General features: G+C 55.1%; 20 protein-coding genes, 1 tRNA gene and 2 rRNA genes. 14 read left to right on the top strand and 9 right to left on the bottom strand.

Annotated features, from left to right (window positions below):
* The first annotated feature begins 10 nt into the window (after positions 1–10).
* Positions 11–1,531 (top strand): acetaldehyde dehydrogenase ExaC, encoded by a 1,521-nt coding sequence (gene exaC / locus ACXYMP_RS03445; RefSeq protein ID WP_298568772.1) that lies wholly within the window; start codon positions 11–13, stop codon positions 1,529–1,531.
* Between the two features lie 102 nt (positions 1,532–1,633).
* On the opposite strand, the gene ACXYMP_RS03440 is transcribed toward exaC, so the two are convergent.
* The 4 genes from ACXYMP_RS03440 to ACXYMP_RS03425 all read right to left on the bottom strand — a co-directional run bounded on the left by ACXYMP_RS03440 (position 1,634) and on the right by ACXYMP_RS03425 (position 7,559).
* On the bottom strand, positions 1,634–3,526 hold the full coding sequence (locus ACXYMP_RS03440) for a hybrid sensor histidine kinase/response regulator (RefSeq protein ID WP_458905313.1): 1,893 nt from the start codon (positions 3,524–3,526) through the stop codon (positions 1,634–1,636).
* Positions 3,527–3,863: 337 nt separating this feature from the next.
* On the bottom strand, positions 3,864–5,009 hold the full coding sequence (locus ACXYMP_RS03435; RefSeq protein ID WP_298568776.1) for an FIST N-terminal domain-containing protein: 1,146 nt from the start codon (positions 5,007–5,009) through the stop codon (positions 3,864–3,866).
* A gap of 31 nt (positions 5,010–5,040) precedes the next feature.
* Positions 5,041–5,733 (bottom strand): LuxR C-terminal-related transcriptional regulator, encoded by a 693-nt coding sequence (locus ACXYMP_RS03430; RefSeq protein ID WP_298568778.1) that lies wholly within the window; start codon positions 5,731–5,733, stop codon positions 5,041–5,043.
* Between the two features lie 74 nt (positions 5,734–5,807).
* Positions 5,808–7,559, bottom strand: coding sequence for a PQQ-dependent methanol/ethanol family dehydrogenase (locus ACXYMP_RS03425; RefSeq protein WP_298568780.1), 1,752 nt, complete (start codon positions 7,557–7,559; stop codon positions 5,808–5,810).
* A gap of 149 nt (positions 7,560–7,708) precedes the next feature.
* Between ACXYMP_RS03425 and ACXYMP_RS03420 the strand changes: the two genes are divergently transcribed.
* Genes ACXYMP_RS03420 through ACXYMP_RS03400 form a run of 5 tightly spaced genes read left to right on the top strand, consistent with a single transcriptional unit; the run spans position 7,709 to position 12,986 of the window.
* Positions 7,709–8,668 carry an ABC transporter substrate-binding protein gene (locus ACXYMP_RS03420; RefSeq protein WP_298568782.1) on the top strand — a complete coding sequence of 320 codons (960 nt, stop codon included), beginning with the start codon at positions 7,709–7,711 and terminating at the stop codon, positions 8,666–8,668.
* A gap of 8 nt (positions 8,669–8,676) precedes the next feature.
* Positions 8,677–9,435, top strand: coding sequence for an ABC transporter permease (locus tag ACXYMP_RS03415; protein WP_298568784.1), 759 nt, complete (start codon positions 8,677–8,679; stop codon positions 9,433–9,435).
* Complete coding sequence (locus ACXYMP_RS03410; RefSeq protein WP_458904359.1) at positions 9,422–10,027, top strand: ATP-binding cassette domain-containing protein; 606 nt, start codon at positions 9,422–9,424, stop codon at positions 10,025–10,027. The genes ACXYMP_RS03415 and ACXYMP_RS03410 overlap by 14 nt, the downstream gene beginning before the upstream one ends.
* A 50-nt stretch (positions 10,028–10,077) precedes the next feature.
* Positions 10,078–12,105, top strand: coding sequence for a 4Fe-4S binding protein (locus tag ACXYMP_RS03405; RefSeq protein WP_458904357.1), 2,028 nt, complete (start codon positions 10,078–10,080; stop codon positions 12,103–12,105).
* A complete protein-coding gene (locus tag ACXYMP_RS03400) occupies positions 12,102–12,986 on the top strand; it encodes an FAD:protein FMN transferase (RefSeq protein ID WP_458904355.1) in 885 nt (294 codons plus the stop codon). The genes ACXYMP_RS03405 and ACXYMP_RS03400 overlap by 4 nt, the downstream gene beginning before the upstream one ends.
* A 3-nt stretch (positions 12,987–12,989) precedes the next feature.
* Here the strand turns inward: ACXYMP_RS03400 and ACXYMP_RS03395 are convergent, their stop codons facing one another.
* Positions 12,990–13,901 carry a substrate-binding periplasmic protein gene (locus ACXYMP_RS03395; protein WP_458904353.1) on the bottom strand — a complete coding sequence of 304 codons (912 nt, stop codon included), beginning with the start codon at positions 13,899–13,901 and terminating at the stop codon, positions 12,990–12,992.
* A 5-nt stretch (positions 13,902–13,906) separates the two neighbouring features.
* Complete coding sequence (pedF, locus tag ACXYMP_RS03390; RefSeq protein WP_458904351.1) at positions 13,907–14,614, bottom strand: cytochrome c-550 PedF; 708 nt, start codon at positions 14,612–14,614, stop codon at positions 13,907–13,909.
* Between the two features lie 119 nt (positions 14,615–14,733).
* Between pedF and ACXYMP_RS03385 the strand changes: the two genes are divergently transcribed.
* From ACXYMP_RS03385 to ACXYMP_RS03365, 5 genes are read left to right on the top strand one after another with little or no spacing between them, the layout of a single operon-like run.
* Positions 14,734–15,909: an ABC transporter substrate-binding protein gene (locus tag ACXYMP_RS03385; RefSeq protein WP_458904349.1), complete on the top strand. Its 1,176-nt coding sequence runs from the start codon at positions 14,734–14,736 to the stop codon at positions 15,907–15,909.
* 25 nt (positions 15,910–15,934) lie between these two features.
* Entirely contained in the window at positions 15,935–16,882 is a 948-nt protein-coding gene (locus tag ACXYMP_RS03380) for a PQQ-dependent catabolism-associated beta-propeller protein (protein WP_458904347.1), read from the top strand.
* Between the two features lie 12 nt (positions 16,883–16,894).
* Positions 16,895–17,332, top strand: a complete 438-nt coding sequence (locus ACXYMP_RS03375; protein WP_298568801.1) for a cupredoxin domain-containing protein — start codon at positions 16,895–16,897, stop codon at positions 17,330–17,332.
* Positions 17,329–18,039 (top strand): ATP-binding cassette domain-containing protein, encoded by a 711-nt coding sequence (locus tag ACXYMP_RS03370; protein WP_298568803.1) that lies wholly within the window; start codon positions 17,329–17,331, stop codon positions 18,037–18,039. Before ACXYMP_RS03375 ends, ACXYMP_RS03370 begins: the two co-directional genes overlap by 4 nt.
* Positions 18,039–18,821 carry an ABC transporter permease gene (locus tag ACXYMP_RS03365; protein WP_298568805.1) on the top strand — a complete coding sequence of 261 codons (783 nt, stop codon included), beginning with the start codon at positions 18,039–18,041 and terminating at the stop codon, positions 18,819–18,821. The genes ACXYMP_RS03370 and ACXYMP_RS03365 overlap by 1 nt, the downstream gene beginning before the upstream one ends.
* Before the next feature lie 319 nt (positions 18,822–19,140).
* On the opposite strand, the gene ACXYMP_RS03360 is transcribed toward ACXYMP_RS03365, so the two are convergent.
* Positions 19,141–19,217 (bottom strand) — tRNA-Met (locus tag ACXYMP_RS03360).
* 144 nt (positions 19,218–19,361) lie between these two features.
* On the opposite strand from ACXYMP_RS03360, the gene ACXYMP_RS03355 reads away from it, so the two are divergent.
* The 3 genes from ACXYMP_RS03355 (at position 19,362) to ACXYMP_RS03345 (ending at position 21,254) form a co-directional block, all read left to right on the top strand.
* Complete coding sequence (locus tag ACXYMP_RS03355; protein ID WP_458904344.1) at positions 19,362–19,874, top strand: acyloxyacyl hydrolase; 513 nt, start codon at positions 19,362–19,364, stop codon at positions 19,872–19,874.
* A 197-nt stretch (positions 19,875–20,071) separates the two neighbouring features.
* A complete protein-coding gene (locus ACXYMP_RS03350; protein ID WP_458904342.1) occupies positions 20,072–20,626 on the top strand; it encodes a hypothetical protein in 555 nt (184 codons plus the stop codon).
* A 124-nt stretch (positions 20,627–20,750) separates the two neighbouring features.
* Positions 20,751–21,254, top strand: coding sequence for a hypothetical protein (locus ACXYMP_RS03345; RefSeq protein WP_458904340.1), 504 nt, complete (start codon positions 20,751–20,753; stop codon positions 21,252–21,254).
* A gap of 354 nt (positions 21,255–21,608) precedes the next feature.
* Here the strand turns inward: ACXYMP_RS03345 and rrf are convergent.
* Both rrf and ACXYMP_RS03335 read right to left on the bottom strand, forming a co-directional pair.
* A 5S ribosomal RNA gene (rrf, locus tag ACXYMP_RS03340) occupies positions 21,609–21,723 on the bottom strand.
* A gap of 79 nt (positions 21,724–21,802) precedes the next feature.
* Positions 21,803–24,641: ribosomal RNA gene (locus ACXYMP_RS03335) — 23S ribosomal RNA — on the bottom strand.
* Positions 24,642–25,073 lie beyond the last annotated feature (432 nt).

The raw sequence follows: 25,073 nt of genomic DNA, 5'->3' as shown, positions 1-25,073 counted from the left end.
AGGAGACGTTATGAACGAGATGGCACAAGAGGCAGGGACCTTTGCCTCACCCTTCAAAACCCGTTACGACAACTATATCGGTGGCAAGTTTGTACCGCCGGTCGAGGGGAAGTATTTTGACAATGTCACACCGATCTCAGGCGAGGTCGTGTGCGAAGTTGCCCGTTCGGGCGCTGCGGACATCGAGCTGGCGCTGGACGCTGCACATGCTGCGAAAGAGGCATGGGGCAAAACGTCAGCGACCGAGCGGTCGAACATTATCTTGAAGATCGCCGACCGGATCGAGGAAAACCTCGATATTATCGCAACTGCAGAAACATGGGACAACGGCAAGCCGATCCGCGAAACCACGGCGGCTGATATTCCGCTGGCGGTGGACCACTTCCGTTATTTCGCCGGCGTCCTGCGCAGCCAAGAAGGCACGATGTCAGAGATCGATGCAGACACGGTGGCCTATCACTATCACGAGCCTTTGGGCGTTGTCGGTCAGATCATTCCGTGGAACTTCTCGATCCTGATGGCAGCTTGGAAACTGGCGCCTGCGCTGGCTGCGGGCAACTGTATCGTGCTGAAGCCGGCTGAACAGACCCCCGCTGCAATCATGGTCCTGATGGAGATTATTGCGGATCTGTTGCCGGATGGTGTGTTGAACATCGTGAACGGATACGGTGCCGAAGTTGGTGCCCCACTGGCCCGATCAAACCGCATTGCCAAGATCGCCTTTACCGGTTCGACCGAAACTGGCCGTGTAATCATGCAAGCCGCGACCGAAAACCTGATCCCCGTGACGCTGGAGCTGGGCGGGAAATCCCCCAACATCTTCTTCTCGGACATCATGGCCAAAGATGACGCGTTCCTGGACAAAGCCGTCGAAGGCTTCGTTCTGTTTGCCTTCAACCAAGGCGAAGTCTGCACCTGCCCAAGCCGCGCGCTTGTCCAGGAAGACATCTATGAAGAGTTCATGGCCCGCTGCATTGAGCGTGTAAAAGCGATCAAGCAAGGTGATCCACGTCTGGCAGATACCATGGTGGGCGCACAGGTTAGCAAAGAACAGCAGGACAAAATCATGTCCTACATGACCATTGGTCGCGAAGAAGGTGCCGAGGTTCTGGTAGGCGGTGACGCGGCACGGTTCAATGGTGATCTTGCTGGTGGTTACTATGTGCAACCGACAATCCTGAAAGGCCACAACAAGATGCGCGTCTTCCAGGAAGAAATCTTTGGCCCAGTTGTGTCGGTGACGACCTTCAAGGACGAAGAAGAAGCGCTGCAGATCGCCAACGACACGATGTATGGCCTTGGTGCCGGCGTCTGGTCGCGTGACGCCAACACGTGCTATCGCTTTGGCCGCGCTATCGAAGCCGGGCGTGTTTGGGTGAACAACTATCACGCTTACCCTGCGCATGCGGCCTTTGGTGGCTACAAGCAGTCCGGCATCGGGCGTGAGAACCACAAGATGATGCTTGGTCACTATCAGCAGACCAAAAACATCCTGATGAGCTACAACCCCAACAAGTTGGGCTTCTTCTAAGATTACCTCCCTGGGGGGCGATCCTGATGGAGCGCCACCCGAACTGTGCAACCCGCCTCTTCGGAGGCGGGTTTTTTTGTCGGACAGAGGTTTTAGATAAGTTTAGTCTTGCGCATTTGCACGGCTTGCCAAAAGCCCGCCGAGCAGTTCCTGCAAGTCTTCTATGTCGAGCGGTTTGTGGCGAAGAAACACCCCCTGCCCTTGCGCTTCTCGCGCCAGTTCGTTTGATCGATCGGCGGTTAAGAGAACGCAAAGCAATGGGCCGTGCTTGGCGCGAAGGTTCTGGATCAGGTCGAGACCGTTTTTATTGTCGTCGAGGTGGTAGTCGACCAGAAAAACATCCGGCGTCAGATCAAGCTCGGCGATCTGCGCTTCTGCGTCTTCCTGCGACGCCGCGATGATCGGCGCCGCGCCCCACGTTTCAAGCACACGCTCCATCGCATCACGCACAGCGGGGTCGTTTTCGATCACCATGATAAGGGCATTTTTTAACGAACGAGGCGTCCCCCTTCTTGCCTGCATGGTCTCGACCGGAAGTTGTTCCTGCTCGGCAAACGGGACAGAAACACGGATGGATGTTCCTTTTCCTACGGTCGAGGTCAAAGAAAGGTCGTGCTCTAACATCAGACAAGCGCGTTCTACGATCGCAAGCCCAAGACCCATTGCAGAATCCGAGGCCTGACTCGGATCGGACCTGTGAAACTCTTTGAAAACAAGCTCTTGCTCTTCGGGTGGAATCCCGACGCCCGTGTCAATCACGTGAATATCTATGCAATCTGCCCGGCGACGGACCCCGACCAAAACCCGGCCTTCGTTCGTATACCGGATTGCGTTTGAAACAAGATTTTGAAGGATGCGACGAAGATATACAGGGTCAGAATTCACACACGCCGAGGTGCCAACGACGGTCAACTCAAGCCCCTTTTCTAACGCCGAGTCAGAAAATTCGTCCAGAAGGCGATCAAATATCTGATCGAGTGAGAAGTCTGACACATTCAGAGCGACCTGACCTGAATCGAGCTTCGAGATATCGAGAAGTGCGCCCAAAATGGCCTCAACGGATTGAAAGCTCTTTGAAATTCTGCTGACAATCGAGTTTTGCTTTTTGTCGAGGACCGTATGCTCCAACGACGAGATAAAAAGCTTTGCGGCGTTCACGGGCTGCAAAAGGTCATGGCTTGCCGCGGCAACGAACCTCGATTTTGAAGCATTTGCCCGCTCCGCAGAATCTCTGGCGGCGCGAAGCTCGTGAGTTCTTTCTATGACGCGCTGTTCCAGCGTTTCGTTTGCCTGATGCAAGTCCTTGTGGGTCTGGCGCAGCTTGGTGACGTCGTTAAACGAGACAACGAACGACCCATCCGCCATCTCTTGCCCCATCACATCATACTGAAAACCGTTTACCGCTTCCAATTCGCAGCGCAATACCTCTCGGTTTTTGCGAAGCGACGCCCAATTAAAGACAAGCTCTGGCTGGCTATCAGTGGTGAACACAACACCTGGCTCGAAAAGCCGCTCGAATCTTGCCAAACGCATTCCTGCGCGCGCAAGCCGCCGGTGCATTTTCAGAATTTCGACGGCTGCATCATTCCACTCCACAAGCTTGCAATCTGCGTCGAAAATCAGGACGCCCTGTTCGATGTGTTCAAGCGTCGCTTTGACGATCTTTGCTTGCCGGTCAAGGATCTTTGCACGCTCTTCTCGCTCAAGGCGCGTGTGGTCAGTGATGTCAGTCTGAAGCACGATCGTGCCACCGTCCGGGGTGTTTTGTTCACTAATCTGAAGCCAAAGGTCATCCTTCAGCTCAAGCGTGAAGTTGACCGAGTTGCTTTCGTGAACCTCTATTCTTCGGTCGACCCATTCATCCACGGACAATTTGTCGGGCCGGATGATGTATTTACTGCCAGCGCTCTGGCGAAGATATTCCTCGAAGCTGATGCCTTGTTTGATCTCACCGACCACGTCTGGAAACATCGCCGAAAACCGGGAATTTTTCATAACCAGCTTGTCGCTGGCATCAAAAATAGCAAAGCCTTCCTGAATGGACTCGACGGCTGTCGAAAGGTCTCGCCGCGCCTCCTCGGCTTCTCGTTGTGCTGTTGCAAGTTGGGCGTTGGTGGCATGAAGCACGTCCAAGGCTTCTTCCAGCTTGCGTGTCCTCTGTTGGACTTCCCCTTCCAGTGCAATCGCACGCTCGAAATGCGTAAAGCCCTTGGCACTGTCCACGGTCGCGCGCTCGACCCGTGACATAAGCTTGTCGACAATGACCTTCAGCTTCTCGTTTTCACGCTCAAGGCTGTCGGAAGCCTTTAAAAGGCCGTCTGTTGAATGGATGTTACTCATGGTCAGGCGGATAGATGGCTATCCCGGTTAGGGTTTGGTTTACGTGAAGCATATTGTGCTGTTCACCATAGGTCGAAAAGCCGATCACGCGGTGTTTCTTCAAGAGGGCAGACATGTTGCTGACTTCTTGTTTCTGCTCCGCTTCAAGTCGTCTGAGAATGCAATCACAGGCAAAAATCAGATCAGGTTCACACTCGGCCGACAGACCTTCGAGCACATCTTGAAGATGTCTGGTAATACTGCTTGCATTGGCAACCGTAAGCACCATGCCCTCGTCAATCGAGGCGAAGAAACGCAGGTGCCCGTTGTCCTCGACGCGCTGAATGGCACGGACATGGTGTTGATCACCCACCGAAACCACAATCGGATGCGACGCAAATATGAACGGCGACAACTGGTTTGGATCAATGCCGACGATGCGGGCGTATTCGGGCGCTGCCGGTTCTGCGTTGATCTCGGTCACAAGGCGCTTTTCGGGGATCGCGCCGGTGACCACCAACCGTTTTTCCGACGATTCAAAATGGTCTTCCCGGAACACCTTGAAGCGACAATCGCTGCGAACAACAAGAACGATCGCTGCATTGCTGCTGACCACACCATTGTAAAACACAGGCGCACTTTCGAACCGCAGCCCATCCCCGGACGAGCCACCAAAAAGCTGGGTCGTTCCCAATGCGGTCGAGATGTTCAGAACGAATGCGTCCTCGCGCCGCGACAGACCGTCGACCAGAACAAAGGCAAATTCGTTTACAAATTCGTGCCGTTGCGCCTGGGCATCGTGGCGAAGGGCAAGAACTTCGCGGCCAATGGCGACCTCGTCTGGATTGTCCAACGCCTGAAACATGCGCGCGCTTGCCGCGAAATGGGTTTGCGGAAAGCCAAGTGCGACGATCTTTTGATCGCTATAGCCCTCGTCGCAAATCTCACCTGCCGTACGTGCGCCAAGGATATGCGGCGCGTCGATCCTGTCTTGCAGCGTTGCGGTCAGCGCCTCCAGGTCCACTTCCGGCGACGCCAACACGATCACACAGGCATAGGCCGTATCACCCAGCGCATCGACCAGCCTTGCGGTTGGGTCTGTTTCATCCGTCAAGTCGACAGACACGGTTGCGATGATGCGCGCGCGAAGCTCGTCCAAGCAGTTTTCCTCCCTGAAAAGCTAGATCTTTCTAGCCTTCCCCTGACAAAGAAGCATAACTGACTTTCTTTGCAAGCAATACCGCCTGCGTTCTGTTTTGCACGCCAAGCTTGCGCATTATTGCGGTAAGATGGGCCTTCACCGTCGTCTCGGCGATCGACAGATCATAGGCAATCTGTTTGTTAAGCTTACCTTCGCAGATCAGGTTCAAGATAACGGATTGCTGTGGGGTGAGGCTGGTAAGCTTCTCGACAATCGAATGGTGCTCTTGCGCCAGACAATCCCCCTGCGGCACGACGAAATCTTCTGGCGTGTAGATTTCACCATCAGCGACAATCTGGAATGCACGCACAAGTTCGTCGCGCGGACTGCCCTTGGGAACAAAGCCCACAGCACCCGCATCAAGAACGCTCGACGTGACACGGTTGTCCGAGATGGACGAAACCACGACAATCTTCGCGTCGGGCGCGGCCCCTCGCAGTCTGATCAATCCATCCACCCCATCGACGTCGGGCAGATTCAGATCCAAGACAATGAGGTCCGGCAACGATCGGGTAACTTGTAGCAGCGCTTCATTCAGCGTTGAGGCGGTTCGGATCATGGGGGCGTCGAAAATCTCTCCGACGGTCATCGCCATCGCATCGCAAAACAACGGGTGATCGTCGATCAACAACAACTTCAGTTCGTTGGTTTCCCCGATAAGTGGCATGACGACCTCAGCCATTTGCTCCAGCGCCTCCTGATTAGATAACGAAAACGCGAAGCCCGCAAGGCGCGGGCTTCGCTTGATGGTTAAGGTCAGTTGATGACCGGGACCCTGAAGACCCAGATCGAGCCACCTTGGTTGAGGAAGTTGACCTTCTTGGCCACTTCGCCACCCCAAAGCGGAACAGCGCCACCCCAACCGGATGCAACCGCAACATACTGTTGGCCATCTTGTTCCCAAGTCACGGGTTGTCCGACGATGCCGGACCCGGTTTGGAACTTCCACAGCTCTTCACCAGTATCTGCGTCAAACGCTTTGAGGTATCCCTCAGGCGTGCCGGTGAAGACCAGGCCGCCGGCTGTCGCCATCACGCCACCCCAAAGAGGTGCATCGTTCTTGTATTCCCATTTGATATCGCCGGTGTTCGGGTCGATCGCTTTCAGGGAACCGATGTAATCTTCAAAGATCGGTTTGATCGTGAAGCCAGAACCAAGGTAAGCTGCTCCTTCTTTGTAGCTGACGGGCTCGTTCCAGATATCCATGCCCCATTCGTTAGAGGGGACGTAGAACAGGCCGGTGTCCGGGCTGTGTGCCATGGGCATCCAGTTCTTGCCGCCCAGGAAGGACGGAACCGAAAACACAACGTCGCCTTTGCCACCGTCAGCTGCATCAGCCGGGTTGCCGGGGCGATTTTCCTCGTTGTAGATCGGGCGACCGTTTTCGTCGATGCCTTCTGCCCAAGTGATCTCTTTCACGAAGGGCGATGCCGAAACAAACGCGCCATCTTCACGGTTCAGAACATAGAAGAAGCCGTTGCGATCGGCAGTGGCGTAACGCTTGTTGCCTTCGGCGTCCACGAAAGGAACCACTTCGTTCACACCATCAAAATCCCAGCCTTCGCGCGGGGTGGTCTGGAAGTGCCACTTGATTTCGCCATTTGCCGGATCGATCCCGATACGTGAAGCAGCATAGAGGTTGTCCCCTGACCCGTCATTCTTGTCGCCTGCGTCGCGCAGCCAAGAATTCCACGGTGCCGGGTTGCCTGCACCAAACACAAGCGTGTCCGTATCGGCGTCATACGTGCCACCAAGCCACGTCGCACCGCCGCCGGTTTTCCAAAGGTCGCCGGGCCAGGTTGCGTTCAGCTCGCCTGTCATGGTGCTTTCTTCGCCGTTCAGCGTGCCCATGTGCCCTTCGATGACGGGACGCGTCCAAACAAGGTCGCCTGTCTCTGCGTCGCGCGCCTGAACCTCGCCAATGATGCCAAATTCACCACCCGAGTTACCGGTGACGACAAGGCCGTTCACGATCAGCGGGGCGGATGTATAAGAATACCCGGCCTTGTAGTCTGCGATCTTGTCTTTCCAGACGACATCGCCAGTTTTCAGATCAAGCGCGACGATCCGGGCATCCAAGGTGCCAAAGAAGATCTTGTCGCCATAGATCGCACCGCCACGGTTGATCACGTCACAGCATGGCAGAATACCTTCAGGTAGACGCGCGTCATACTGCCAGATCTCTTCGCCCGTCTCGATATCAATCGCGTAGAGCCGCGAGTACGAGCCGGTCACATACATGATACCATCATAGATCAGCGGCTGGGTTTCCTGCCCGCGCTGTTTTTCGCCGCCCATCGAGAACGCCCAAGCCGGAACCAGGTTCTTTACGTTCTCTTTGTTGATCATGTCGAGCGGGCTATAGCGCTGCTGATGGCGCCCCATGCCGTTGCTTACGATCTGTGTGGTGATGTTTTGATCGTTGGCGATGTCTTCTTCAGTCACCGCCGCGATCGACGCCGTTGCTGCGATCAGCATCGCAGACGTCGTCAGTAGCAATTTATTCATAATGTCCTCCCAATCCGAGACCACAGAAACGTCAGATTTCTGTCTTGGAAAAAGGTCGCGGAAAGTGTCGGCGAGCGGTATTGCCAATTGGTCGTATATGAGAGGCGCCCCCTGTTTGCTTAGGTTTCAAGTGAACAGGGAGGACTGTTATGTTTGGATTCAAGAAAGCCGCGCTTGGCGCGATGCTTGCCTGTGTGGCACAGATTTCAGTGGCCGCCGATCTACCCGTCATACGCCTTGGCGCTCTGTCCTTTGGCACCGTCAATTGGGAGCTTGATACGATCAAGCACAACGGCCTCGACGAAGCGAACGGCTTTGTCCTTGAAGTTGTGCCGATGGGTGGCGGGAACGCCTCTGACATCGCGTTTCTTGGCGGCGAGGTTGACGCAATGGTCTCGGACGTTGTGTGGGCCGCGCGTCAACGTGCCGAAGGGCGCGATCTGAAATTTATCCCGTATTCTACGGCTGTTGGCGGCATCATGGTCAAGCCTGACAGCGGTATTTCCGACCTTGCCGGACTGGAAGGCAAGAAAATCGGTATCGCCGGTGGTCCGCTTGATAAAAGCTGGCTGATCTTGCAGGCATATGCCGAAAAAACCGCTGGCTTGGATCTTGAAGCGATCACGAAGCAAGAGTTCGGCGCACCACCGCTTATGTTCAAATCCGCACTGACTGGCGAAATCGACGCCGTGATCAACTTTTGGCATTTTCAAGCGAAAGCCAAAGCGGCGGGTCTGGTCGAAATCATCTCGGTTCAGGATGCGGCAGAGGCTTTAGGTCTAAGCGCGACGACACCACTTCTGGGCTATATCGTTTCGGGTGACATGGACGCGAAACTTGCGCAGGCGCTTTATCGCGCATCGCGTGCCGCCAAAGACATCCTGCGTGATGACGCCTCTGCTTGGGACGTCGTTCGTCCTCGCATGAAACCAGAGAATGACGCCCAGTTCGACGCGCTGAAAGCCGGCTTCATCGCTGGCATTCCACAAAGCACTGAAATCGACACTGACGCGGTCGAACAGATGCTCGGCCTTATGGGCGAACTCGGTGGCGAAGACCTTGTTGGCAAGGCGACGACCCTTCCAGCAGGTCTGTTTATCGGAAGCTAGTTCACACGATGCGCCGGGATACGGGCATACGCGTTTTCTCGCTGGGGCTGTTCCTGTTGTTCTGGAGCAGCCTCTCGATCTTGATGGCGGACCCGCAAGTCTTGCCATCGCCCGCACAAGTCTTTGCCGAAATGATTGCATTGTGGCAGCAGGGTAAATTGCAAGAGAACTTGATTGCGACCGGCTGGCGCGTCTTTGCAGCGTTTGGGCTGGCAATGATCATTGGCTGCGCCTTCGGTTATGTCATGGGGAGGTCTGACGCGGTAGACGCGTGGCTTGATCCTTGGCTCATTATCTTTCTGAACTTGCCAGCTCTTGTCCTGATCGTCCTTTGCTATCTTTGGGTCGGACTGAACGAGTTCGCGGCGGTGCTTGCCGTGACACTCAGTAAAGTCCCAATGACCACCACGATCATCCGCGAAGGTGCGCGCAATACGTCTTGGGAACTGCGAGATCTGGCAGCCGTTTACCGCCTTCCGTTGATGACAAGGCTGCGTCACATCATCCTGCCAGAACTGTTCCCGCATATCGTTTCGGCCGCACGAACCGGGTTTTCCGTCATCTGGAAAATCGTCCTGGTTGTCGAGTTTTTGGGTCGTCCCAACGGCATTGGGCGACAGATTCACACGCAGTTTTCGCTCTTTGATGTCACCGGTGTTCTGGCCTATGCCCTAAGCTTCGTTGTCTGCATCCTGTTCATCGAATTCGCGATCATGCAGCCCAGCGAGAAACGAATGGGAAGGTGGCGTGCTGATGCTGAAGCTTGACCTCCACCGTAAATTCTTCGCGGGTCAAACCGTGCTGGAAGCCATCCATTTGGATCTGAGCCAAGGTGATCGGATTGCCGTTTTGGGTCCGTCAGGCATCGGAAAAACGACCCTTCTTCGTATCATTGCTGGCCTCGACAAACGATTTCGCGGCACCTGCGACGCGCCTGACGAAATCGCGCTGATGTTTCAAAATCCGACCTTGCTTGATTGGCGCACAGCCAAGGAGAATCTGCAGATATTTCACCCCAAGTCTGACGAAGCCGACGTGCAGAATGCACTTCGGCAGGTCGGACTGGCGGACAAGGCCGATCACTTTCCACGGCAGCTTTCGGTCGGACAGCAAAGGCGGCTTGCCTTGGCGCGCTGTTTCTTGACGCCTGCACCACTGGTGTTGCTTGACGAGCCGTTCACCTCGCTCGATCCAAGCCTGCGAAGCGAGATGCTGACACTCACGCGTCAGTTTCTGGACCGTTCTCATGGCACGATGGTTCTGGTGACTCATTCTCAGGATGAAGCGGTCGCACTTGGGGCCAGTTGCTATCGGCTTCACGATGCGGCGCAATCCGGAGCGGAGCTTGTCGCGGTATGATTGGGAACCGAATTGTCACCACTCTATCCAGGTCTTTCGCTGCATTGCTCATGCTATTGTTCAGCACGCCATGGGCGGCTGCAGATCTTGTCGATGAAGCTGAACTTCGAGATGCCGTGATTGCGCCCTACAGCCTTGGCGAGCCAACGGATATCGAAGGCGTCTGGCAATTGCTGAACGGCAGTGGTGCGAAAGGCGGCTATGTCATTCAGTCCGAAGCCATCTCGCCGCTTCCGGGCTTTTCGGGCGCTGCAATCAATGTGATGGTTGTGTTGGACCTTGATGGTGGGTTCATCGATGTAAAACTGTTGAACCAAAGCGAACCCATCTTCGTGTCCGGTCTGGGCGAAGCGCCGTTTCGCCAGTTCCTCGAGCAATACCGCGGGCTGTCGATCAACACACCGATCACCATCGGAACCAACTATGGGTCCGGCGGTGGTGGGTCCTTGGTATATTTGGATGGAGTGACCAAGGCGACGGCCTCTGTCAGGATTGCACATGAAAGCGTCATGGCGGCAGCGCGCGAAGTGGCGCGTCAGAAGCTAAAAGGTATCTCTCGGCCGCAAGAAAAGGTAGTCCCCAAACCAGATCTCGACCTGTCCTTCTCGTGGCAGGACTTGGTCGATCAAGGAATTGCGCGCCATGTGACGACCACGCATGGCGAGGTGCGCGCAGTATTTGCGGGCACCATATGGCAGAGCGACGATCCTTTTCCCGATGCCTCGGACAATGATCTGTTCATTGACTTGTGGATTGTGGATGTCACTGCCCCCTCGGTTGCGCGCGCCGTCATGGGGGACCGGATGCTTCGCGATTGGGAACGGCTGGGTGATATATCCCCGGATGATCAGACCGTATTGCTGATCGAGGCAGGAGACCACGGCCTTGTCTCAGAAGATTTCGTTAGAAACACCGCCCCGTCCTGGATCGAAGCGGCCCAAGACGAGTTTCCGGTTTCGGCAAGGGACGCAGACCTTCTGATCAACCTGAAAGACGACGTGCCCGAGGGACAAGCCATGGTGCTGCGTCTGGATCGCCGCTTGGGATTTAATCCGGTGCGGGAATGGGACCTTAGCCTACTTGCCGTTCGCCAACACGGTATGCTTCAGCCAGAAGAAGGTCAGGCACGCTTTAGCTGGACGGTCAAAGCAGACGAACGGTTCTTTGATGTTCTGACCCCTCCCAAACCGCTTTCCCCGTTCGAAAGCGCGGTGCTGAACCGACGGGTTGATCTGCTTTTGCTTGGTGGTTTTGTGGCGCTGGTGTTCGCGATCATGGCGTTTAACCGCGCCTTTGTGAAGCGGCGCGAATACCGCGTGTTCCGATACGCCGTGCTTGCAACGACACTAGGATTTGTCGGTTGGTGGGGTCAGGGACAACTGTCGATCCTGACGCCCATTGCAACCCTCTCTGCAATGTTGGCCGGGAAGTCGCTCAGCTTTCTGCTTTATGATCCTTTCTCGCTTGTCCTTTGGGGCGCAACCATCATCGGGTTTTTCATCTGGGGCCGCGCCCTGTTTTGTGGTTGGCTCTGCCCGTTTGGTGCGATGCAGGAGTTCGTGGGGGCTGTTGCAAAGCGCCTTAACGTGCAGCAGGTGAAAGTATCAGATCGGTGGGACCAGCGCTTGAAGTCCCTGAAGTATTTGGTGCTTTTGGGTCTGTTGATCATCATGTTCTACCGCCCTGAACATGTCGAAAAGGCTGCTGAAGTCGAACCTTTCAAGACAGCAATTTCGGTCTTCTTTCAGCGCGAGTGGTTCTATGTCTTTTACGCGGTTCTCTGCCTGCTCGCGTCGGCTGTCGTCTTCAAGGCCTACTGCCGCTACCTCTGTCCGCTTGGCGCATTGATGGCCATTGGTGGGTGGTTGCGCCTTACCCCCTGGATCGAACGGCGCACGGAATGCGGGTCACCTTGCCAGCTTTGCAAGGTCAAATGCGATTACGGAGCCATCAAAGCGACCGGAAAAATCGATTACTCAGAATGTTTCGGGTGTTTGGACTGCGTCGACATCTTTGAGGATCGCAACAAATGCGTGCCTTTGATCGTCACGGATAAGCGAAAGGCACGGGCGTCATGATGCAGCGAAGAACCGTTCTTAAGCTCGGAACAGCGGCTATCGGTGCGCTGGCTTTGGCGCAATACGAACCCAGTCGACGGGTTTGGACTGGGAAAGGGTTTGGCGCTGATCTGTCCGTGATTTTCTATGAAAACAACAACGACACAGCGCAGACTTTCGCCGCAATCGAGCGAGAGGTTGAGCGGCTGGAAGACGTGTTCAGCCTATTCCGCCCAGCTTCAGCACTGTCGCGACTGAATCGGAACGGCGTCATGCAAAACCCGCCAGAAGAACTGGTCGAGTTGCTCCAACTCTCAAAGCTGATCTGGACTGCGACAGGGGGGCTGTTTGACCCGACCGTGCAAACTGTCTGGAGCGCTGAAGGACATGCGCTGAACCCGGCTATGGGTTTCGAACAGGTCGAGATTGGACACGACTTCATTCAGCTTGCAGAAGCGGGGGCCGCCCTTACGCTGAATGGGATCGCGCAAGGCTATGCAAGTGACCGCTTGGCGCGTTTGTTGCGCCGCCGGGGCCACGCAGAGCATCTGATCAACCTCGGTGAATTTGCGGCCGGGGACGGGCCGTGGCGGTTGGCGATCGAAAACGATGACGCCCAAAGGGTCGCGCACACAGATCTGGAAAATCTCGGCTTGGCAACAAGCTCACCCGGAGCAATGACGCGCGCGAATGGTCAGGCACACATTGTCCACCCCTTCGGCAAAACTCCGATTTGGAAGACGGTGACGGTCGAGGCGCGTAGCTCTGCGATTGCGGATGGGTTTTCGACGGCCGTGGCGCTCATGCCGAAGCAGCAGATCGACAGGCTCTCTCTGCGGTCACTGGGAATAGCAACGATTTGGTTGGAAGATCAGAATGGCGTGGTGGAGAAGATCACCTAGCGATCAATAATCCGGAGCAGTGTGCGTTACGCCAAAGCGTTTGAAAATCTCGGCAATTCGCCCATCTGCAATTGCATCAGAAATCGCGTAGTCAGCAGCGTAAGAAAGTTCGCGGAAATTGTGGCGCACGGCAACACCAAGGGTCCAGGTGTCGAGCGCGAAGTTCACCAAGGGTGGCGTCGCCACTGCGATCTCGTCGCTTTGGTCCAGATACTCCAACACGCTTTTCACGCCCATCACCGCGTCAACCTCTCCTGCTTCCATGGCTGCAAAGGCATCTTCATGCTCAGGGTAGTGGCGAATGTTGGACAACAGCATTCCGCCATTGAAGTTCGACAGATAGAAATCCGAGATCGTGTGGTTTTCAACACCGACCTTGTGAAAACGGTAAAAGGGCGTCGTCGGTGGTTCGTCCGGGAAAACATCGACGCGGTAGGCGGTGGCCAGCGTTTCGTTGAAATACTGGCCGTTAAGGACAACGAACTCGTTCCGGCACTGCAAGTCCTTGCTGTATGGGACATGCATCATGATGTTCGACACCTGCCCACCGATCAATGGCCCCTTCCATATCTGATTGCGCAGATCGGCATCTACACTTTCGTCAGCCGCCACAAAGTTAAAGCGGGCCTCGACACCGATATCCGCGGCGATGATTCGCGCAATCTCGATATCAATGCCCATGGGTTTGCCCCCATCCTCCCATGAGAAAGGGGCAAAGTTTTCATAAACGGCAAAGGTCAGAAAGCCACGCTCGAGGATCGTGTCAAAGTCCTGACCGACATCTATCCGAGTGTCCGATCGTTTGGGAATCACATCGCCATAGCCCTTGGCCAAATCTTCGCACCGTGCCCAGCCCGCTTGAGCCGAGCCGATCAACAGGCCAAGAACCAAGACAATATGAGACCAAAAACGCACGATGATCAGTGCGCCGCAGACAGGCCGATGGTCAACAGCTCGGCTGCTTTCGCAAAGCTCGCAGCGCTGCCATCAAGAGCCAGAGCCGCGCGCGACACGGCAGATTCTGCGACGGGCGCTTCAGAACCCGTCTCGGCAGTCGCATTTATCCCCGCCAGTTCGGTCTTCAAAGCTTCAATTTCCTCACTCAACGAAGATGTGTCGTCGGCACCCTGAAATTCGCTTGCACGCTCGTTCAGCAGATCGCGGATCGCAGCGAGCCGGGGCTGATGGTCGTCAAATGCCCCGTCATCTGGTCGGGTTTCTACATAGGTGCGGATCGCCCAAGCGGCTTCCTGCCCAAGCAAGTCACCAAAGGCTGGCATTTTTGTGGTTCCGTTTTGCGTCATACCATAGCGAAAGCGCTCCAGATACCATTCGTCACCATCCCAGTCCGCACTGAGATAGCGCAGGTCAGGTGCCAACCCTCCCGAGACAACTTCAAGCCCGTGGCAGCGCGCGCAGTTCTGGTTGTAACCGGATGCGCCAATATCAATGGCGGTTTGCCAGTTTTCACCAGCCGGATCGCGCCAGGGGTTCTCCTCAAGCCACTCTTCGCCAAGGTCAGGAAGTCCGGCTGTATCAACGGCCTGCGGGGCAACGTCGCCATGTGCAAAAGCGGCAGCGGCAGCCAAAACGAGCGGCGGCACAAGTAACTGTAGTGAGAGTTTCATCGTGTCTCCTCCATTCTTTTGCAACTTTGTAATTGGCATTCTGGAACCGCACTATTCGACCTTGGTCCAACTTCTCGATTATCGCCTCTTCGGCCAGACTGCCCTGAGGGGAGGACCATATGGCGAAAATGATAAAAGCGCTTTTAAGTGTGCTGGTTGTCGGATTGATGTCCACGACGACCAGCGCAGCAAGCGAGCTGCGCGATGTGGCCGTGCTTTACCTGCGGATTGCCACGCCTGAACGGCCCGTTTTTTCCAACCTAGACCCTCTTCCCGATGACCTTGGTCTTGCGGGTGCCCAACTTGCGGTTGCTGACAACAACACGACAGGCAGTTTCATGGGGTATCAGTTCATCCTCGATAAGATCGACCTGGACGAAGGCGATCTGGACGCTGCACGCGCGGCGTTGCAGGCAAACGAAGCACGCTATGTCGTATTGGACATGAGCGCGGATGAGATGATGAGCCTTGTTGACGGCAGTGAAGACCGGCTCTTTTTCAATGTGCGGTCGTATGACGACAGTCTTAGGGGCGAGAACTGTCGGGCCACGCTGCTTCACACAATTCCAAGCTACGCCATGCGCACCGATGCGCTGATGCAGTTCATGTTGAAAAAGCGTTGGGAAAATCTGGCGCTCATTACCGGCAACGCGTCCGAGGATACAAAGTTTGCGGATGCGCTGCGCAAATCGTCCCGCAAATTCGGTATGAGCATCGAGAGCGAAGTGCCCTGGGTGCTTGATGGCGATTTGCGGCGGCAAGCCGGGGCTGAAGTGCCGTTATTGACGCAGCAGCTTGGTGACTACGATGTGCTGATCGTCGCGGATGAACACAACGATTTTGCCCGTTACCTTGCGTATAATACCTGGCTTGCGCGTCCAATTGTTGGCGGCGACGGGTTGCGTGCGACCGGTTGGGCGCGTGTCAATGAACAATGGGGGGCGGCCCAGTTGCAAAGCCGTTTTCACGACTTGGCTGGGCGCGACATGCAGGATGTTGACTACGCCGCTTGGGCTGCATTGCGTGCGGTAGACGAAGCTCAGCTTCGGACCGATTTTGCCGACCACAAAGACATCCGCGCCTTCCTGCTGAATGGCATTGAGTTGGCGGGTTTCAAAGGTCGTCCGCTTTCATTCAGGAACTGGAATGGCCAGATGCGCCAACCCATTGGGTTAACGCATGCGTCTGCCCTCGTTGCGATGGCACCGCTTGAAGGTTTCCTGCATGCCGAAAACGAGCTCGACAGCCTTGGTATTGATGCGCCGGAAAGCCAATGCACCGCGTTTGGAGAATAGAGCAATGAAGATACAAACCTGTCTGATGACCCTCGCCGCAACGCTTCCAGCCGCAGCACTTGGCGACGAAATCTGGGTTTCGAATGAAAAAAGCGACACGATCTCGGTGATCGACGTTGATCAGCTTGAGGTCGTTCGGGAATACGATGTGGGTGAACGCCCGCGCGGTATCCTGTTTTCACACGACTACAAGTATCTCTATATCTGCGCGTCAGATTCCGACGCGGTGCAGGTGTTCGACGTCGAAGCTGGCAAGATCATACACGAGCTGCCGTCTGGCGAAGACCCCGAGCAATTCGCGCTGCATCCGAATGGAAAGCTACTTTACATCGCGAACGAGGATGACGCCGTGACCACGGTTGTGGACACCGAAACACATCACGTAATCACGCAGATCAACGTCGGCGTTGAACCCGAAGGCATGGCCGTTAGCCCGGACGGCAAAACGACCATCACAACATCCGAAACCACCAACATGGCGCATTGGATCGACACCGAGACCAACAGCATCTACGCCAACTCGCTGGTTGATGCGCGCCCACGTCATGCTGAGTTTACGGATGATGGATCGAAGCTGTGGATCAGCTCTGAGATCGGCGGCACGGTTGCTGTGTTCAACACCTCTGACCAAAGCCAGATCGCTAAGATCGAGTTTGATATCACCGGCGTTCACCATGACAAGGTGCAGCCCGTTGGGGTTGAACTCAACGACGACAACAGCCTTGCCTATGTGGCGCTTGGCCCCTCTAACCACGTCGCGGTGGTCGATACAGCAAACTACGAGGTGCTTGATTATATCCTGGTTGGGCGCCGTGTCTGGCACATGGCTTTTTCACCTGACGGCACAAAGCTGTTCACGACCAATGGCGTTTCTGGCGACGTCAGTGTTGTCGATCTGGCGACCAACAAAGCCATCAAATCCATAAAAGTTGGCCGCTTCCCTTGGGGCGCGGTCGCACGCCCAACCAACTAAGGAGTCTATTAAATGAAAAAAGCAATTGTTCTTGCCAGCCTTCTCGCGGCCAATGCTGCAATCGCAGACAACGATGACGACGGTCTGGGCATGGCGGGGCTATTGTCCGGCGCGAACAAAGTGGATCTGCCAGAGGTCATTCTTTCCGTCGGCGAACCCCTCGCCGACGCGCCTTGGGTTCTTAAATCCGGCAAATACTACGAGGTCGAGTTCACCGCAGATGGGTCGGGTGAAATCGGTCTTGCGGGGTCCGACTTCTTTCGTGCAATCTGGGTAGATGAGGTCGTGATCGAAGGGCTGGAAACGCGCCCCTATGCACTTCACTCAATCGAATTCGATGATGCAGGCACGATGGAAATCGGGTTTGTCGCCATCAAGCCGGGCAGCTATGAGCTGCGCATTCCGGGCAGCACCGGGGACAGCCAAAGGATCGAGATCACAATCGAATGACGGATGCAGTGACCCTTGATGCTGTGGACCTAAGCTATGGGCCTCGGTCTGTTCTGTCGCAGTTTACTTTGCGGTTGGCGCCGGGGTCGTTCACGGCATTGCTTGGTCCGAATGGGGCCGGGAAATCCACGGTTTTCAATCTGATTGCGGGCTTGCTGCGCCCAGACAGCGGCGAGGTCCGCGTGATGGGGAAGTCAACGTCGCACTCTCGCGCAGGGCTGCGTCATGTCGGCATGGTGTTTCAGCAATCCGCCTTGGACCTTGAATTGTCGGTTGTCCAGAACCTGCGCTATTTTGCCGGGCTGCACGGCATGAAAAACCCGAACTCCGAGATAGAGCGCCTTCTTGCGCAGCTTGGCCTTGAAGGTCGCGAGGGCAGTTCTGTGCGCGACTTGAACGGCGGCCATCGCCGCCGCCTTGAGATCGCGCGCGCCCTTCTGCCAAGCCCCGAGATCCTGTTGCTTGATGAACCAACATCTGGGCTGGACCCTGCATCAAAGCAGGCCATCGTCGATGCGGTCCACGCGATGAGCGCGCAGGGCGTAACCGTCCTTTGGATCACCCATTTGCTTGATGAGCTTTGGCCTGAAGACGACGTGATCGTGATGCAGGCTGGTCAGGTCGTAAGTCGAGGTAGCTTTGCCGAACTCGGAGGGGCAAAAGGATTGTCCGAGCACTATGCAGGCCACGAAAGACCGCAGTTATGATGACCGCTTTCAAAGCCATCGTCATTCGCGAGCTGCTTCGCTTCCTGCATCAGCGCGAACGGTTCCTTGCCGCCCTCGTTCGACCGCTGGTCTGGTTGTTCATCTTTGGCGCTGGATTTCGCGCGGCCCTTGGCCTGTCTATCATCCCCCCTTACGAGACCTACATCAAATACGAGACCTACATCGTGCCCGGCCTGTGCGCGATGATCGTTCTTTTCAACGCGATGCAATCGTCGCTTTCGATGGTCTATGACCGCGAAATGGGGTCAATGCGGCTGCTATTGACCGCACCGGTGCCGCGCTGGTGGATATTGCTGGCAAAGCTCATCGCAAGCGCATTTGTGTCGGTGCTGCAATGCGTCGTCTTTCTTGTGATCGCGTGGATGTTTGACATCCGCATGCCGTTGGGCGGCTACGGCGCCGTGCTGCCGGCGCTCTTTCTTGTCGGCTTGATGCTCGGCGCGATGGGGCTTTTTCTGTCTTCCATGATCACGCGGCTTCAAAACTTTGCCGGAGTCATGAACTTTGTCATCTTCCCGATGTTCTTTCTGTCGACAGCGCTTTACCCGCTGTGGCGCATGCAAGAAAACGCCCCGCATATTGCGTCCGTGGTTGTGTGGAACCCCTTCACCTACGCGGTCGAACTGGTCCGGTTCGCGCTGTATCAGAAGCTTGAGCTGAATGCGCTGATTTGGGTGTGCGCCTGCACATGCGGCTTCTTTCTTCTCAGCCTGTGGGGCTATGACCCCGGAAAATCTTTGTTCAGCAGAAAAGTTCGGTAGGGAAGGTTCACTCTTAGCCCTCGTGGTCAATCAGGTTCTCCATGCCGTTCGATTGAATTCCAACCCCGCGAAACCTGATGCCGAGGTGCCGTGGATCGATCAGGAGAGAGGCCAAGCGACAGCTTCTAAGAGGTGAACACGAGGCCGCAAGCTATCGAACTACTGCGGTCCTTGTTGTCGGAAGTCCGGCTGCATCCAAATGAAAACGCGCCGGACTGTCATGACTTTGAATTGTATGGCGAGTTGGCCGCGATCTTGGCGTTCTCGGCATCTAAAAACGACGAACCCCGCCGTTTTACGGGCGGGGTGTCGGTTTTGTTGGTTGCGGGAGTAGGATTTGAACCTACGACCTTCAGGTTATGAGCCTGACGAGCTACCGGGCTGCTCCATCCCGCGCCAATGTCGTGTATATAGGCGCACGGTTTGCGAACCACAAGCTTATATGGCAAAAAACTGATACAAAAACCCGAACTGGTTTTCAGTTGCGTGACATCGTCAGTTCAATTGGGTAACCAACTGAGAACACGGAAGGTTATCTCAATGGATGGCACACTTGCGGTCTTGTTTCTGCTGACGGGCTTGATTGACATGTGGGTCAATCACTGTGCCTCGGGCTGTGTGAAACCAGTGGCCGCAATTTCACGCCACGTCTTGTCCGCCGGTGACCTGATCTTCGAGGCTGATTCCATCGGCGCCGAGGTCTATTACCGCCACGATTTACCGCTTCGCTTTGGCCCCTTCCAACCCACAATCGGGGCATCGATTGACAGCCTTGGAGATGCTTGGGTCGGGCTTGGCGCGGTGAATGCCTTTCATCTTTGGGACGGAAAAGCGTTCACACAGCTCTCTTTCATGCCCGGCATCTGGCTGCGCGGCAAAGGGCCGATCATGGGCCATCCGGTTGAGTTTCGCTCAGGCATAGATGCCGGATATGAGCGCCCGGACGGTATGCGTTACAGCATCTCGCTTGATCATCGGTCGAATGGTGACATCGTGCCGGTCAATCCGGGGCTGGAATCCCTTCAACTTCGCGTATCAATCCCCAACCCATAGACAACCACCTGCTCCAGTTCCCGATTTGCCGAAACGCGGAAACGGACGCATAGTTAGGTGTGAAGATTTGTTCCGCACTGATAACCACTGGCTTCATCGCGCTCGCAAACACCTTGCCTGCGCGCGCGGTCAGTGACGATACGCTTCTGATCACTCCCACAATGGATCCCTGTCACCTATTCACGGCGGAGGCGGACATGGTGGTGCTCTACCTCGATATGGGGTCCGATGGGGAGGTAGAGATCAGCTTGCCCCTTTCCTATCTGGAAGAGCCTGCAGATCAACTAAGCGGGTTACGCCACGGGTCGGTCTTGTTGCGGGTGATGCTGAAAAGCTTTGTGCCGGTAACCCGGGCGCAAGCACAGGTGTTGCACGACACTCAAAAAGGGTTTTCCCAACAGGCGGCGTTTATCACCATTCTGATCGGTGACTTCCAGAAACTGGAGACACGTCTGAGAACGCTGACCGAAGGACGGTCGAAAGTCGCCCCGGATGATTTGGGCCTTATTCCAATGACCAACACGGATGCCAACCCGCAACGCGAAATCTATGTCGCCACACAGCCCAATGGCACACCCCGTGCCATCATCGAATGTTCGAGATCAAAGACCACACCGCGCCAAACCTGCACTCACGAGTTGCGGACGCGGGGCGTTGGCGTGGTGCTGGACTACAGCGCGGACCTGCTGCCGATGTGGGCGGAGGTTCAGGCCCGGGTGGAGCGGTTTCTGGGGTGTGCGACCGGGGAGTGAGGATGATGTGCAAAGCCAGGTTCACATCGGGCGCACTTCACGATAACAATGGCTTGTTCGAGTTGATTGTATCCGGAGGCATTCACACATGCCAAACAGGCGCCTCTCAAGATTTTCCGGCCCTTTGTGGATCACAGCCCTCGCTGTATCGGCGCTGACGCTTCCCTTGGCGCTGCATCAACCAGAAGCCGCCACCTCGTCGCGCAACACATTCACCGTCGATGAACTGCTGAACACGCCGCCTTCTGATCCCTGCCAGTTCTTCGGCCGCGAGAACGAGATGGTGGAGTGGTTTATCGAGATGGATCTTGAGAACAAGCTTATACCGATGCGCGTTCCAAAGATCTATCTGGAAGACAGGCCGGATCACGAGGAAGGTGTGCACCACACGGCACAGCTGTTTGCCTTCATGATTGATGATTTCTTGCCGGTGACCCGCCCACAAACGGCGGCAATACATCGCGCTCAACCTGACAATGCTCATGCGCGGCAATATGGGACATTCCTTGTCGGTGATTACATTGGGCTTCGGGAGACAGTCTCGCTTATGATCTCGATGATGGGGGGCATTTTGACGAGAGGCGTCCGATGGAAGAGTTCCCCATCACACAAGGTCCATATGGGTTGACCAAAGTGGTGCCTCCTCAGGGCTACCTGGAACAGAATGTTTATTTTGATTTGGATGACGCAAACCAGCCAAAGACTGCAATTGCGTGCTCAATCTAAAATGAACGCATTCGTTATCCCAGCTGTAATATGCGCTTTAAATATTCCGAAGTTGACGTGAGAGTAAACTTTAAACTGCCCTATCTGCCCCGATGGGCCGCCATCAAGCAGGACGTGGAACGTTTTCTGACCTGCGCGACGGTTTTTCAGTAGCGCATTTCAAGCACGCCCCCCCGGAACGTCAAACCGCCCCGGCATTTCTGCACGGGGCGGTTTGTTTTGTGTTTGTATTGAGAGAATATTGGCTCTTTTCTAGGTTTGGCGGTGACCTACTCTCCCACGTCTTGAGACGCAGTACCATTGGCGCGACAGTGCTTAACTTCCGAGTTCGGGATGGGGTCGGGTGTTTCACTTGTGCTGTGACCACCAAACCGAGGAAAGAGCCGTTCCAAGTCAGTACACTGGTGTGTATGCTTTTGATAGATCAGTAGGGTTTGACTTCTACTGGATCAAATCAAGCCTATCGGACAATTAGTACCGGTCAACTGAACGCATTGCTGCGCTTACATCTCCGGCCTATCGACGTGGTAGTCTTCCACGGTCCTCAGGGATACCTTGTTTTGAGGGGGGCTTCCCGCTTAGATGCCTTCAGCGGTTATCCTGTCCGAACATAGCTACCCAGCACTGCCGTTGGCACGACAACTGGTCCACCAGTGGTTCGTTCACCCCGGTCCTCTCGTACTAGGGGCAACTCCTCTCAAGTATCCTACACCCACGGCAGATAGGGACCGAACTGTCTCACGACGTTCTAAACCCAGCTCACGTACCTCTTTAAACGGCGAACAGCCGTACCCTTGGGACCTGCTCCAGCCCCAGGATGAGATGAGCCGACATCGAGGTGCCAAACACTGCCGTCGATATGGACTCTTGGGCAGTATCAGCCTGTTATCCCCGGCGTACCTTTTATCCGTTGAGCGATGGCCCTTCCACTCGGGACCACCGGATCACTATGGCCGTCTTTCGACTCTGCTCGACTTGTCAGTCTCGCAGTCAGGCTGGCTTCTGCCATTGCACTCAACGAGCGATTTCCGACCGCTCTGAGCCAACCTTCGCGCGCCTCCGTTACTCTTTAGGAGGCGACCGCCCCAGTCAAACTACCCGCCACGCAGGGTCCCGGATCCGGATAACGGACCGCGGTTAGACATCAAACAAAACAAGGGTGGTATCTCAAAGGAGGCTCCACAGAAACTAGCGTTCCTGCTTCAAAGCCTACCACCTATTCTGCACATATTGTATCTGATGCCAGTGCGAAGCTGTAGTAAAGGTGCACGGGGTCTTTCCGTCTAACCGCGGGAAGCCTGCATCTTGACAGGCAATTCAATTTCGCTGAGTCGATGTTGGAGACAGCGGGGAAGTCGTTACGCCATTCGTGCAGGTCGGAACTTACCCGACAAGGAATTTCGCTACCTTAGGACCGTTATAGTTACGGCCGCCGTTTACCGGGGCTTCAATTCGGAGCTTGCACTCCTCCTTTTAACCTTCCGGCACCGGGCAGGCGTCAGACCCTATACGTCGTCTTGCGACTTCGCAGAGCCCTGTGTTTTTAGTAAACAGTCGCCACCCCCTGGTTTGTGCCCCCAGTCAATACTTGCGTAGAAACTGGGCCTCCTTCTCGCGAACTTACGGAGGTATTTTGCCGAGTTCCTTCAACATCGTTCTCTCAAGCGCCTTGGTATGCTCTACCTATCCACCTGTGTCGGTTTAGGGTACGATCTAATAGAGGGGCTATTTCCAGGAACCTCTTAGCAGCCCATTCAATCCGATAAGGATGAACTACCTTCGAGATCCGTCACCACCTCATGGCCCAGGAATATTAACCTGGTTCCCATCGACTACGCCTTTCGGCCTCGCCTTAGGGGTCGGCTTACCCTGCTCAGATTAGCTTTAAGCAGGAACCCTTGGATTTTCGGCGACAGGGTCTCTCACCCTGTTTGTCGCTACTCATGTCATCATTCTCACTAGTGATCTCTCCACCGGATCGCTCACGCGCCGGCTTCACAGAAAGCTCCAATCCTCAAACATGCCCGAAGGCATCAATGAGGAACGGAACTATGTCACACTACGCTCTGCTACCGCGTGCACATAAGTGCACACCCTAAGCTTCGGCTCATGGCTTGAGCCCCGGTACATCTTCGCCGCAAGACAACTTAAATTAGACCAGTGAGCTGTTACGCTATCTTTAAAGGATGGCTGCTTCTAAGCCAACCTCCTGGTTGTTTTGGTCGTCTCACCTGCTTTCCCACTTAGCCATGAATTAGGGGCCTTAGCTGTAGGTCAGGGTTGTTTCCCTCTCCACAACGGACGTTAGCATCCGCTGTGTGTCTGCCATATAGTACTTCCCGGTATTCGGAGTTTGGTTAGGATCAGTAAGCCTGTGGGGCCCCATTACCCATCCAGTGCTCTACCCCCGGGAGTATTCGTATGACGCTCTACCTAAATAGATTTCGCAGAGAACCAGCTATCTCCGAGTTTGATTGGCCTTTCACCCCTAGGCACAGCTCATCCCGATCTTTTTCAACAGATGTGGGTTCGGTCCTCCAGTGCATGTTACTGCACCTTCAACCTGGCCATGCCTAGATCACTCGGTTTCGGGTCTGATCCACCTAACTCATTCGCCCTATTAAGACTCGCTTTCGCTGCGCCTACACCTAACGGCTTAAGCTTGCTAGATAGACCAAGTCGATGACCCATTATACAAAAGGTACGCCGTCACCCCGCAAGGGGGCTCCGACTGATTGTAGGCGTTCGGTTTCAGGTACTGTTTCACTCCCCTCGTCGGGGTGCTTTTCACCTTTCCCTCACGGTACTGGTTCACTATCGGTCAGTAAGGAGTACTTAGCCTTCGAAGGTGGTCCTCCGATCTTCAGACAGAATTTCACGTGTTCCGCCCTACTTAATACGTCCAATCATGCTTCATATACGGGACTGTCACCCACTATGGTTGTGCTTTCCAACACATTCTATCCACACTCATGGCTCGGCTGGTCCCCGTTCGCTCGCCGCTACTAGGGGAGTATCAATTGATGTCCTTTCCTCCGGGTACTTAGATGTTTCAGTTCCCCGGGTTTGCTTTTATAAACCTATGTATTCAGTCTATAAATACCTGTCTCACCTCATTATTAGCTGCACATAAGTGCAATAATAACAAAGTGTCAGGTGGGTTGCCCCATTCGGAAATCTCTGGGTATAACGGCTATTCTCACCTTCCCAAAGCTTATCGCAGAGTATCACGTCCTTCATCGCCTCTTACTGCCAAGGCATTCACCAAACGCCCTTCTCGCGCTTGATTTGATCCAGAAGAAGACAGACCTTTTGTATATCTGACCTCTTCCCCCAGAAGGGGCAATCTGGACCAAAAGCATACTTTCCCGCGCTTCTTAACTGTTCCGAAGAACCAGATCGCAGATGTCGGTCTTTGATCCGTTAAGAAGCACATGTCCGATCCTTGCGGATCGAACGCGTTCAAATCCGTGCTGCGGACCTGAACGTTGGTTAGTGTACTTGACTTGGACAACATCGTCGTTTCAGGCGGGATACCGTAAAAAGTCCGAGGAAAGGGACTTGAAACAGCCTTCCTTGTAACCCGCCCCATCAACTCCTTGCGGAGATAATGATACGGAAGGAACCACGCTGAGGCCGCCACTTACGCGTGGGACCAACAATGTTGTTTATTTCTCTCTATACGATGTCAATAACCGCGCATTCGCGAAGCGAATTTGCG

This window comes from Aliiroseovarius sp. CAU 1755, from assembly GCF_054482655.1.
Note: the sequence above shows the minus strand (reverse complement) of the source record. Positions and strands in the feature narration are given on the sequence as shown.

Coding starts and splice junctions, on each gene's coding strand:
- ACXYMP_RS03365 (WP_298568805.1), top strand. CDS start 18,039: ATGACCGCTTTCAAAGCCATCGTCATTCGCGAGCTGCTTCGCTTCCTG.
- ACXYMP_RS03375 (WP_298568801.1), top strand. CDS start 16,895: ATGAAAAAAGCAATTGTTCTTGCCAGCCTTCTCGCGGCCAATGCTGCA.
- pedF (WP_458904351.1), bottom strand. CDS start 14,614: ATGAAACTCTCACTACAGTTACTTGTGCCGCCGCTCGTTTTGGCTGCC.
- ACXYMP_RS03355 (WP_458904344.1), top strand. CDS start 19,362: ATGGATGGCACACTTGCGGTCTTGTTTCTGCTGACGGGCTTGATTGAC.
- ACXYMP_RS03380 (WP_458904347.1), top strand. CDS start 15,935: ATGACCCTCGCCGCAACGCTTCCAGCCGCAGCACTTGGCGACGAAATC.
- ACXYMP_RS03350 (WP_458904342.1), top strand. CDS start 20,072: ATGGTGGTGCTCTACCTCGATATGGGGTCCGATGGGGAGGTAGAGATC.
- ACXYMP_RS03405 (WP_458904357.1), top strand. CDS start 10,078: ATGCTATTGTTCAGCACGCCATGGGCGGCTGCAGATCTTGTCGATGAA.
- ACXYMP_RS03430 (WP_298568778.1), bottom strand. CDS start 5,733: ATGGCTGAGGTCGTCATGCCACTTATCGGGGAAACCAACGAACTGAAG.
- exaC (WP_298568772.1), top strand. CDS start 11: ATGAACGAGATGGCACAAGAGGCAGGGACCTTTGCCTCACCCTTCAAA.
- ACXYMP_RS03410 (WP_458904359.1), top strand. CDS start 9,422: ATGCTGAAGCTTGACCTCCACCGTAAATTCTTCGCGGGTCAAACCGTG.
- ACXYMP_RS03370 (WP_298568803.1), top strand. CDS start 17,329: ATGACGGATGCAGTGACCCTTGATGCTGTGGACCTAAGCTATGGGCCT.
- ACXYMP_RS03420 (WP_298568782.1), top strand. CDS start 7,709: ATGTTTGGATTCAAGAAAGCCGCGCTTGGCGCGATGCTTGCCTGTGTG.
- ACXYMP_RS03425 (WP_298568780.1), bottom strand. CDS start 7,559: ATGAATAAATTGCTACTGACGACGTCTGCGATGCTGATCGCAGCAACG.
- ACXYMP_RS03415 (WP_298568784.1), top strand. CDS start 8,677: ATGCGCCGGGATACGGGCATACGCGTTTTCTCGCTGGGGCTGTTCCTG.
- ACXYMP_RS03440 (WP_458905313.1), bottom strand. CDS start 3,526: ATGAAAAATTCCCGGTTTTCGGCGATGTTTCCAGACGTGGTCGGTGAG.
- ACXYMP_RS03400 (WP_458904355.1), top strand. CDS start 12,102: ATGATGCAGCGAAGAACCGTTCTTAAGCTCGGAACAGCGGCTATCGGT.
- ACXYMP_RS03385 (WP_458904349.1), top strand. CDS start 14,734: ATGGCGAAAATGATAAAAGCGCTTTTAAGTGTGCTGGTTGTCGGATTG.